The following is a 10,397-nucleotide window of genomic DNA, read 5'->3' as shown; positions in this document are numbered from 1 at the left end:
CGTGACGGCTGCTGCGTCGGGCCCCGCCCGGCGTCCGCGGTGCGCTCGACCCGCGTCCGGCACGCCGCGGCACGGCGTGCTTGTGGCGCGAGGAAGCCACAGACGATCACCTTCAGGTGGTGGGGAACAGGACCGACCAACCCCTGCAGCATACTGGGCGGGTGGACGCGCGCGCAGGGGACGGCTCGCAGGGGCTGGAGGTCCTGACGGCGGAGCGCAGCGAGCGGGACCAGCGTCGCGTGGCCGGTGCGCTGCGGGCGCGGGGCCTCGGCACGGGCGACCGGCTCGTGCTGCTGTGCCCCGGGGAGCCGGCCTACGCGAGCGTCGTGCTCGGCGCGGCACGCTCGGGCGTCGTGCCGGTGCCGCTGGACCCGCGCCTGACCGCCTGGGAGCGCGAGCGGGTCCTCGACGACCTCGACGCCGCCCTGGTCGTGGACGACTCGGCCGCCCTGCGGGCGCTGCTGGACGGACCTCCGATCGACCTGGCACCCGACCCGCTGTGCCGGCCGATGCACTTCACGTCAGGCACGACAGGTCGGCCCAAGGGTGTGTGGTCGGGCCTGCTCGAGCCGGACGACGCCCGCGACCTCGTGGTCGAGGAGCGCGAGCTCTGGGGCTTCCGCGCCGACGACGTCGACCTCGTGGTCTCGCCGATCTACCACTCCGCTCCCCTCCGCTTCGCGACGGGCACGCTGCTGGCCGGCGGGAGCATCGCGGTGCTGCCGCACTTCGACGCGGCCGCCTTCGTCGACGCCGTCGCCCAGGTACGTCCCACGACGATGTTCTGCGTGCCGGCGCACCTGCAGCGCCTGCAGCAGCACCTCGACGAGACGGGCGAGGACCCGGACCTCTCGTCGTTCCGGCTCGTCGCGCACGCCGGCGCTCCGTGCCCCGAGCCCGTCCGCCGCCGCGCGCACGCGCAGTTCGGCGTGCGGACCGTGTGGGAGTTCTACGGGTCGACGGAGGGACAGTGGACGGCCTGTCGCGGTGATGCGTGGCACGAGCGTCCCGGCAGCGTCGGTCGCGCCCGGCCCGGCCGTGTGGTGACGGTCGACGACGAGGACCAGCTCTGGTGCGTCGTGCCGCCGTGGGGACGCTTCACCTACTGGCGCGACGACGAGAAGACCGCACGGGCCTGGCGCGACACCCCGGACGGCCCGGCCTTCACCGTCGGCGACCTGGGCCGGGTGGAGGACGGCTGGGTCTACCTCGACGCCCGTCGCAGCGACCTCGTCATCAGCGGTGGCGTCAACGTCTATCCCGCCGAGGTCGAGGCAGCGCTGGAGGACCTGCCCGGCGTGGTGGAGGTGGCCGTGTTCGGCCGCCCGGACGAGCGGTGGGGCCAGCGGGTCGTGGCGGCGTACGTCGGCGACGCGGACGAGGAGTCCCTTCGGGCGCGTGCCCTCGAGCGCCTGGCGCCGCCGAAGCGGCCCAAGGAGTACCTGCGCCTCGACGCCCTCCCCCGCACGGCCACCGGCAAGGTGCGCCGGACCGAGCTCTGAGCTCCTCGCCCCACCCGTCCCTCGATTCCCATCACTTGATGGGAATCCTCACTCACCTGCGACTGATCTCGCCGGTGGGTGAGGAAGAACGATGGTGAGTGCCGCCAGGCGCGATACGTCCGGGCGCGTCTCGAGGGGCGGACGCGACCGATCCGCTCCCCATGGTTCTCCCCCGCTCACCTCGGGAAGCATCCGCAGGTGAGCGCGGGAGAACGATGGTGAGCTGCTGATTCCCCTCAGGTGATGGGAATCAGCAACGAGCGACGCATTGCTCAGCCTGCGTCGGCGCAGGCGAAGGTGCGGCGGAACTCCTGGGGCGTGGTGCCGAGCGCCTGGGTGAAGTGGTGGCGCAGCGTGGCGGCGTTGCCGAACCCGACGCGAGACGCCACCTGCTCGACCGAGAGCGTCGAGCCCTCGAGCAGCTGCTCGGCGAGGGCGATGCGCTGGCTGGTGAGCCACTGCAGGGGCGTGGTGCCGGTCTCGTCGCGGAAGCGCCGGGCGAAGGTGCGCGGCGACATGTGCGCGACCGCCGCGAGCCGGTCGACGGGCAGCGGCTCGTCGACGTGCTCGAGCGCCCACTCGAGCACCGGCGACAACGTCTCGGCCTCGACCTGGCCGACCGGGGTGCGCACGAACTGCGCCTGCCCGCCCGTGCGGTGCGGTGGCATGACGATGCGTCGCGCGGTGGTCGCGGCCGTGCGCGCCCCGAACACCCGCCGCACGAGGTGCAGCGAGGCGTCGATGCCGGCCGCGGAGCCGGCCCCGGTCAGCACGTTGCCGTCGAGGACGTACAGCACCTCCGGGCGCACGACCGCCTCAGGGAAGGCCTCCTGCAGCTCGCTTCCGTAGCGCCAGTGCGTCGTGCACTCGCGCCCGTCGAGCAGCCCCGCCTCGCCCAGCAGCCACGCACCGGTGCAGTGCGCCGAGACGTAGGCACCGCGCTCCCCCGCCGCGCGGACGGCCTCGACGGCCGCCGGGTGGTGGTGGCGGTAGCCGCGCTTCGGCGCGACGCACACGAGGTCGGCGTCGGCGGTCGCGTCGAGCGAGGCCTCCACGTGCAGGTCGACGCTCGAGCCGCGGACCCGCCCGGGCTCCGGCGTGCAGATCGTGAAGTCGAAGACCGGGTTGTCGTCCTCGGGGTGGTAGGGCTCGTTCCAGACCTCGCAGATGGCTCCGAGGCCGAACGCCTCGACCCCGTCCTGCACGACGACCGCGACCTTCTTCATGGTTCCAGCCTGCCACAGATGTGGCGGTTTATCGAGGATGGATGACTTTTCTGCCACTGGTGGCAGATTCAGACGGAGACGAAACTTTCTGCCATGTTCCTCTTGCTGATCCTCCTGGCCCTGTCCGCCCTCGTCATCGCCCTCGCGATCTGCGTCTCCCTCGACGGCTACGGCAGCCGTCCCGGGCCCCGCAGCCGTCCACGCGACCCGTTCCAGCCGTCGCGACCCGACGACCACGACCTGCCCGTCCGGTGACGCCGACCGTCGCTCCGACATGACGAGACCCCCGACCATCGGCCGGGGGTCTCGTCGTGCGGTCGTTCAGCGGGTGAGGATCACTCGCCGCCCGTCAGCTTCTCGCGCAGGGCCTGCAGCGCCTCGTCGGACGCGAGCGAACCCTCGCCCGTCTCGACGTCGCCACCGGCGGAGTAGTTGCTGACCTCGCCGGCCTCGATGTTGGCCTTCTCGGCCTCCTCGATCTGCTTCTTGTGCGCCTCCCAGCGCTCGTGAGCCTCGGCGTACTGCTTCTCCCAGGCAGCGCGGGCCTCCTCGAAGCCCTCCTGCCACTCGCCGGTCTCCGGGTCGAAGCCGTCGGGGTAGATGTAGTTGCCCTGCTCGTCGTAGGAGGACGTCATGCCGTAGAGCGTCGGGTCGAAGTCGTCGGCCGCGGCAGCCTGCGTCTCGTTGGCCTGCTTGAGCGACAGCGAGATGCGACGACGCTCGAGGTCGATGTCGATGATCTTGACCATGACCGAGTCGCCGATCTGGACGACCTGCTCGGGGATCTCGACGTGACGCTCGGCCAGCTCGGAGATGTGCACGAGGCCCTCGATGCCCTCCTCGACGCGCACGAACGCACCGAACGGGACGAGCTTGGTGGCCTTGCCGGGCACGATCTGGCCGATCTGGTGGGTCCGGGCGAAGTGCTGCCACGGATCCTCCTGCGTCGCCTTGAGCGACAGCGACACGCGCTCGCGCTCGAGGTCGACGTCGAGCACCTCGACCGTGACCTCGTCGCCGACCTGGACGACCTCGTTCGGGTGGTCGATGTGCTTCCAGGACAGCTCGGAGACGTGGACGAGACCGTCGACGCCGCCGAGGTCGACGAACGCACCGAAGTTGACGATCGAGGAGATGACGCCCTTGCGGACCTGCCCCTTCTTGAGCTCGTCGAGGAACTTCTGGCGCACGGCCGACTGGGTCTGCTCGAGCCACGCACGGCGCGACAGGACCACGTTGTTGCGGTTCTTGTCGAGCTCGATGATCTTCGCCTCGAGCTTCTGGCCGATGTACGGGTCGAGGTCGCGCACGCGGCGCATCTCGACCAGCGACGCGGGCAGGAAGCCACGGAGTCCGATGTCCATGATGAGGCCGCCCTTGACGACCTCGATGACGGTGCCCTCGACGACGCCGTCCTCGGCCTTGATCTTCTCGATGTCGCCCCAGGCGCGCTCGTACTGGGCGCGCTTCTTGGACAGGATCAGACGGCCTTCCTTGTCCTCCTTCTGGAGGACGAGGGCCTCGACGCTGTCACCGACGGCGACGACCTCGTGCGGGTCGACGTCGTGCTTGATGCTCAGCTCGCGCGAGGGGATGACGCCCTCGGTCTTGTAGCCGATGTCGAGGAGGACCTCGTCGCGGTCCACCTTGACGATGGTGCCGTCGACGATGTCGCCGTCGTTGAAGTACTTGATGGTCGAGTCGATGGCCGCGAGGAAGTCTTCCTCGGTGCCGATGTCGTTGACCGCAACCTGCGGTGCCGCAGAGGGTGCGATGCTCATAGGTAGATGGACTCCGATGGATGGATGATGTAGGGATAGCGGCCGGCGGACGTGCCTCGGACACCCCGTGAGGGCGCGCGAGGAGCGCTCCTGCTCGGTCCGAGGAACGCACAGGTCACCAGCGCACCTCTCAGGGTACGCGATCCCCGCCGTTCCCGGACCACCGGGGGCGTCGCGAGGTACGGACGGACGACGCTCAGGCGGGCAGGGCGAAGAACGCGGTCAGCGCACGCACGTAGTGGTCGACGTCGGCGGCCGCCATCGTCTCGCGCGCGGAGTGCATGGCCAGCTGCGGGGCACCGAAGTCGACGGTCGTGATGCCGGTGCGGGCCGCGCTGATCGGTCCGATCGTCGAGCCGCACGGCAGGTCGGCCCGGTGGACGTAGCGCTGCAGCGGCACCCCGGCGTGCTCGCAGGCCCGCGCGAACACCGCGGCACCGACGGCGTCGGTGGCGTAGCGCAGGTTCTGGTTGACCTTGAGGACCGGTCCGGCGCCGAGCCGCACGTGGTGCAGGGGCTCGTGACGCTCGGCGTGGTTGGGGTGCGTCGCGTGCGCCATGTCGCCGGACGCGCAGACCGAGCCCGCGACCGCACGGTGCAGGTCGTCGCGGTCGCCTCCGGCGGCCAGGACGATGCGCTCGAGCACCGTGAGCAACAGGTCCGAGGCGGCGCCGCGCTCGGAGGAGCTGCCCACCTCCTCGTGGTCGAACAGCACGAGCACCGGCCGCTGGCCGTCCACCGGGGCCCTGCCGCCGGCGCCGGAGTCGAGCAGCGCCTGCAGGCCGGCGAAGCACGTGGCCTGGTTGTCCAGCCGGGGTGCCGCGACCAGCCAGCCATCGACGCCCACGCGCGCGCTGGGCACGACGTCGGCCGTCATGAGCTCGAACCCGAGCACCTCGTCGGCGCCGAAGCCCTCGCGCTCCCCCAGCCACGCGAGGAACGGTGTGCCGCGCTGCGCCCAGATCGCGTCGAGGTGACGCTGGCGGTCGGGCGCGCCGGCGGCGTCGCGGTCGAGGTGGATCGCGAGGTTCGGCACCCTCAGCACCGGCTCGTCGACGTGCACGAGCCGCTCCTGGCCGTCACGCAGCACGACGCGGCCGGCGACGCCGAGGTCGCGGTCGAGCCAGGTCGTGAGCAGAGGGCCGCCGTACGGCTCCAGGGCGAGCACGTCGGTGCCCTCGAAGCGTCGGTCGTGGTGCTGCTTCAGGCGCAGCGTCGGGCTGTCGGTGTGCGCACCGACGATCCTGAACGGGTCGGAGGCGGCGGACGACGCGCTGTCGTCCCAGGCCACGAGCGACCCGCCGCGCACGACGTAGCCGCGACCGCCCGGCCCGGGCCAGGCGGCGCGCTCGTCGACCCGCGACCACCCCGCCGACTCCAGCGCGGCGGCCGCGGTGGCGACGGCGTGGAACGGGGACGGCGAGGCGTCCACGAAGCGGCAGAGGTCGTCGGCGGCACCCATGGCCCCACCGTAGCGACCTGCGGACGCACGTCCGGCGCGCCACCCGGGGGGTGACGCGCCGGACGAGGTGCCTGCGGCTCAGGCGGTGTGCGTGCCGCCGTCCTGACGACCTGCGGCCTTGCGGCCACGGGCCAGGCCCGCGACGCCGAGGACCAGCAGGACGAGCCCGACGATGCCGCCGACGATCGGGAACGTGGTGTCCACGGCCTTCAGCAGCGTCGCCTTCCCCTTGTACTCGTCGACTGTGTCCTGGATGTAGGCGTCGGTGTAGCCGAGCGTCGCCTTCGTCGTGGTGAGCTTGCGCTCGCCGTCGACCTCCAGGTAGGAGTCCTGCGCCTCCCCGCCCTTGATGATGACGCCGGTGACGGGCTCGACCAGGAAGGTCCGCGTGTTCGCGTAGATCCGGTCGGCCGTGACCTGGGAGGCCTCCTCGCCGACGAGCGAGCCCGGCACGTCGATCGTGCCGGTCTTCGTCGGCTCGATGACCTGCTCGAACTCGTAGACGTCGAGACCCTTGATGGTGGTCTCGCCCTTGTAGACGGCCGGGGTGGCCTTCTTGAGGGTGCCGTCCCAGAAGTCGTACGTCTTCTTCTCGGTCCCGAACGGGAACTTGAAGTACAGGCCCTTGAAGGCGCCCTCGGACTCCTCGCCACCGGTCTCGGTGGTCGAGCCGCTCCACGGGACGGTCTCGCCGGTGTGGGCGTCGAACGCCACGCGGTCCTTCGTGCTGCTGAGCGGCGTCTGGCCGCTCGCGCAGTCGAAGTCGGGCGTGTCGGTGCACGTGTAGGTGTCCCACACGGCCACGTCGCGGCCGAGCTCCTTGGAGGCCTTCTCGCTCAGCTCGACGTTGCCCTGCACGATGCGCGTCGACTTCAGGGGTCCGGTCTCGACCGCGGGTCCGCCCTCGGCGCCGACGTTGAGGTACTCAGCGTCCTCTCCCGGCGCCGTCTGCGAGATGCTCGTGGTCTCGTTGTTGTCGGGCACCACGGCCAGACGGTCGTACATGTAGAACTTGCTCAGTCCTGCCAGAAGAACCAGGAAGGCGCCCAGCACGAGCGCCACCAGTCCCAGCTTCTTACCCACAGTCGGGCTCCCTCCGCTGTTGTGATCAGGCGCACGTTACCAGCCCGTAGGGTCATCGGAGCCGCACCCGACGTGTGTGAGGATGAGTCGTGGTCGAACCTGTCACGCGCCGGCTGCTCGGGACCTTGCGCGACGAGGGCGTGGGCACCCGGGAGCTCGTCTCCGGCGCCGCTCTCGTGCTCTTCCTGGCCCAGCTGGCCTGGCGCGCCTGGATCGTCGTCCCGGGCTGGTTCTACGCCGACGACCTGCTGCTCCTGGAGGACGCGGCGCGGCCGCTGCACACGGTGCTCCTGGAGCCGAACGACAGCCAGCTGATGCCGCTCGGGCGCGTCGTCGCCGCCCTGGTCGCCGCCGCCGGTCCCTACGCGTGGTGGGCTGCCGCGACGTCGGTACTGGTGCTGTCGGCCGCCGCGACGGCCGCCTGCTGGCTCATGCTGCGCACGGTCTTCGGTCCGCGGCCGTTCGTCCTCGTGCCCTTCGCGCTCTTCTGCTTCCTCCCCCTCGCCGCCGACGCGAGCTCCTGGTGGGCCGTCGCGCTGAACGCACTCCCCGCCCAGGTGGCGTTCTTCCTCGTGGTCACGGGCTTCGTGCTCTGGAGCCGTGAGCGACGTCCCCGCTGGGCCGTGCTGGTGGTGCTGGCCTACCTGCTCGGGGCGGCGAGCGGACCCCGCGCGCTGCTCATGGCCCTGCCGGTGGGCGCGTTCGTCGTCCTGTTCTGCTCCGGGACCGGACGCGGCACGCTCGCCCGGGTGGCGCGTCGGCACGGCCCCGTCGTCGCACCGCTCGCCGCGCTCGGCGTCGCCTACCTCGTCCTCTACCGGGCCACCACGCCCCCGCCGGTGCAGGTCACCGGTGCCACGCCCTGGATCGACGTGGCCGACCGGCTGCTCCTGTCGTCCGTGCTGCCCGGGCTGGTCGGCGGACCCTGGCGCTGGGACGTCGCAGCGGACCCGCTGTCGGTCCCCGACCCCACGGTCGCGGTGCGCGTGGTCGCCGTCGTCGCCGTCCTGGCGGTCGTCGCCGTCGCGTGGCGTCGGCGCCCGAGCACCACGTGGCGTGCGGTCGTCGTGGTGCTCGTGCAGGTGGCCGGCACCTACGTCGCGATCGCCCTCGGCCGTGGGCTGCAGGTCGGCGCCGTCGCCGGTCAGTTCACGCGCTACCTGCCCGACCTCGCCGCGGTGCTGCCCTTGGCACTGGCCGCTGCTGTCCTGCCCGTGCGCGTGCCCGACGCACCGACCGTGCGCGAGCGTCCGCTGCTGGCCCGTCTGCCCTCGGTGCCGCGCCCGGCGCTGGGAGCCGCGCTCGCCGTCGTGCTCGTCGCGTCGCTGGTGAACGCAGCCGCCTACGCGCGACCCTGGCACGAGGACTTCCCTGCGCGTCGCTACGTCGAGAACGCACGCGCGTCGCTGCTCGCCGACCCGCGCCCCGTCGCCGACCTCGAGGTGCCGGAGCTCGTGCAGCTCGGGCTGCACTACCCGCGGAACCTGCCGTCGCACGTGCTCGCGCCGTACGGTGATCTCGTGGACGCACGCAGGCAGGGCAACGACCTCGCGGTGCTCGACACCGACGGCACGGCGCGTCAGCCGCTCGTGCGCGGCGCGGAGAGCGCTCCCGGACCCGTGGCTGGCTGCGGGACGAAGGTCGTGCAGGGCGAGCCGGGGCGCCTCGCCCTCGACCGGGCGGAGATGCCCGACTTCCCGTGGACCACGATCAACTACGCCGCGTCGGTCGACGGCGAGGCCGTGCTGCGCTTCGACGGCCGCGAGCCCGTGCGCATGCAGGTCCTCAGCGGCCCGCACACCTACCTCGTCAACGGCGACGGCGCCTACTCGACGCTCGAGGTCGACGTGACGACGCCCGGCCTGACGGTCTGCGTCGACCGCGTCGCGGCGGGCACGCTGGAGGCCCTGCGATGACGGCGACGGTCCCCGGCTTCCCCGCGTCCCCCGCCGCGCCCGCCGACCGGACGTCCGGCGGACGCGCCGTCGCACCCGTGTACCCGGGCCTCGACACGCTGCGCGCGGTCGCCTCCCTCGCGGTCGTGCTCACCCACTGCGCGTTCTGGGCCGGGTTCTACGACGAGGGTCTGCTCGGAGCCGCGATGCAGCGTCTCGAGGTCGGTGTCGCCGTCTTCTTCGTGCTCTCCGGCTTCCTGCTCGCGCATCCCTGGCTCACCGCGGCCCGGACCCGCGAGCACCACGACTCGGTGGCGCGGTACGCCTGGAAGCGCGCGCTGCGCGTCCTGCCCGTCTACTGGGTCACCGTCGTGCTGGCGCTGCTGGTCGTGCGGCAGAACCGCGAGCTCGGCCTGGACCGCTGGCTGCAGAACCTCGCGCTCGTGGACCTCTACCGCGAGCCGGCACTGCCCGAAGGCCTCTCGCAGATGTGGAGCCTCGCGACCGAGGTGGCGTTCTACGCCGCGCTGCCCCTGATCCTCGTCGTGCTGCTCGGCCGACGCACCCACGGACTGCGCGTCAGGCGGGTGCTGACGCTGCTCTCCGTGCTGGCCGTGCTGTCGCTCGTCTGGACGTGGGCGGCCTCGATCGGCGGCCCGCTCGTGCCGCTGGGGCCTTGGACGACGCAGGCGCTCCCGGCGTTCCTGGGCTGGTTCGCGGTCGGCATCGCGTTCGCCGTCGTCGACGTCGACCGGCGCCATCCCCTGCCCGGGCGCCCGTCGCGCGTCGCGCGCCGCCTGGAGTCGGTGGCCTCCGCCCCGGGTGCCTGCTGGCTCCTGGCCGCGGCGGTGCTCGTCGTCGCGTCGACCCCGCTCGGCGGGGCGGCGGGACTCTTCGCGCGCACGTCGTCGGAGTCGCTCGTGCGCGCCGTGGCGTACGCGGTCGTCGCCGCGCTCGTGGTGCTTCCGAGCGTGTTCGGCGACGCGCACTCCCCCTACGCCCGCTGGATGGCGCACCCGTGGCTGCGGCACCTCGGCCACGTGTCCTACAGCCTCTTCTGCTGCCACGTGATCGTGCTGTGGGTGCTGTTCGACCGGCTCGACCTCACGCTCTTCAACGCGTCGTTCCCGCTCGTGATCGTGCTGGTCCTCGCCGTGTCGCTGCCCGTCTCGGAGCTGCTCTACCGACTGGTCGAGCGCCCGTTCCTGCGGCTCAAGAACCTCGGCCGACGCACCCCGGCAGCCACCACGACCGACACGGCGGCGAGCGCCGCGAGCTGAGGCAGTGCGAGGTCGCCCGACCACGTGCTGAACTGTCCCCACGGCCGCAGCACCGCGATCCCGCCGGCCACGGCGACGAGCAGCCCGACGAGCGCGGCGGCCGGGACACGTCGCCGGACCGCCCACGTGGCACCGACCGCCACGAGCGCGGTCAGCACGCCCGGCACA

Annotated in this window: 8 protein-coding genes; 4 read left to right on the top strand and 4 right to left on the bottom strand. The window is 72.1% G+C overall.

The features are described from left to right. Positions 1-161: 161 nt before the first annotated feature. Positions 162-1,502: a class I adenylate-forming enzyme family protein gene (locus NH339_RS15225; RefSeq protein ID WP_253026848.1), complete on the top strand. Its 1,341-nt coding sequence runs from the start codon at positions 162-164 to the stop codon at positions 1,500-1,502. A 272-nt stretch (positions 1,503-1,774) separates the two neighbouring features. Here the strand turns inward: NH339_RS15225 and NH339_RS15220 are convergent, their stop codons facing one another. Beyond that, entirely contained in the window at positions 1,775-2,728 is a 954-nt protein-coding gene (locus NH339_RS15220; protein ID WP_253026846.1) for a GlxA family transcriptional regulator, read from the bottom strand. A gap of 93 nt (positions 2,729-2,821) precedes the next feature. Here NH339_RS15220 and NH339_RS15215 point away from each other — a divergent pair, with 93 nt between their 5' ends. Then, positions 2,822-2,983 carry a hypothetical protein gene (locus NH339_RS15215; RefSeq protein ID WP_253026844.1) on the top strand — a complete coding sequence of 54 codons (162 nt, stop codon included), beginning with the start codon at positions 2,822-2,824 and terminating at the stop codon, positions 2,981-2,983. A gap of 80 nt (positions 2,984-3,063) precedes the next feature. On the opposite strand, the gene rpsA is transcribed toward NH339_RS15215, so the two are convergent. The 3 genes from rpsA to NH339_RS15200 form a co-directional block, all read right to left on the bottom strand. Then, positions 3,064-4,509 carry a 30S ribosomal protein S1 gene (gene rpsA, locus NH339_RS15210; RefSeq protein ID WP_067858104.1) on the bottom strand — a complete coding sequence of 482 codons (1,446 nt, stop codon included), beginning with the start codon at positions 4,507-4,509 and terminating at the stop codon, positions 3,064-3,066. A gap of 196 nt (positions 4,510-4,705) precedes the next feature. Beyond that, the gene (locus tag NH339_RS15205) at positions 4,706-5,971 is read right to left on the bottom strand and encodes a M18 family aminopeptidase (RefSeq protein ID WP_253026842.1); all 1,266 of its coding nucleotides are present in this window, start codon (positions 5,969-5,971) and stop codon (positions 4,706-4,708) included. Between the two features lie 78 nt (positions 5,972-6,049). Beyond that, entirely contained in the window at positions 6,050-7,054 is a 1,005-nt protein-coding gene (locus NH339_RS15200) for a DUF3068 domain-containing protein (RefSeq protein WP_253026840.1), read from the bottom strand. A gap of 89 nt (positions 7,055-7,143) precedes the next feature. On the opposite strand from NH339_RS15200, the gene NH339_RS15195 reads away from it, so the two are divergent. Beyond that, entirely contained in the window at positions 7,144-8,970 is a 1,827-nt protein-coding gene (locus NH339_RS15195) for a hypothetical protein (RefSeq protein ID WP_253026838.1), read from the top strand. Next, positions 8,967-10,229, top strand: a complete 1,263-nt coding sequence (locus NH339_RS15190; RefSeq protein ID WP_253026836.1) for an acyltransferase — start codon at positions 8,967-8,969, stop codon at positions 10,227-10,229. Before NH339_RS15195 ends, NH339_RS15190 begins: the two co-directional genes overlap by 4 nt. The last annotated feature ends 168 nt before the right edge of the window (positions 10,230-10,397 follow it).

Source organism: Aeromicrobium sp. CnD17-E, assembly GCF_024124745.1.
In the GTDB taxonomy this organism is placed as follows: Bacteria; Actinomycetota; Actinomycetes; order Propionibacteriales; family Nocardioidaceae; genus Aeromicrobium.
This window is presented reverse-complemented; position numbering and strand designations above follow the sequence as displayed.

Coding starts and splice junctions, on each gene's coding strand:
- NH339_RS15220 (WP_253026846.1), bottom strand. CDS start 2,728: ATGAAGAAGGTCGCGGTCGTCGTGCAGGACGGGGTCGAGGCGTTCGGC.
- NH339_RS15215 (WP_253026844.1), top strand. CDS start 2,822: ATGTTCCTCTTGCTGATCCTCCTGGCCCTGTCCGCCCTCGTCATCGCC.
- rpsA (WP_067858104.1), bottom strand. CDS start 4,509: ATGAGCATCGCACCCTCTGCGGCACCGCAGGTTGCGGTCAACGACATC.
- NH339_RS15190 (WP_253026836.1), top strand. CDS start 8,967: ATGACGGCGACGGTCCCCGGCTTCCCCGCGTCCCCCGCCGCGCCCGCC.
- NH339_RS15205 (WP_253026842.1), bottom strand. CDS start 5,971: ATGGGTGCCGCCGACGACCTCTGCCGCTTCGTGGACGCCTCGCCGTCC.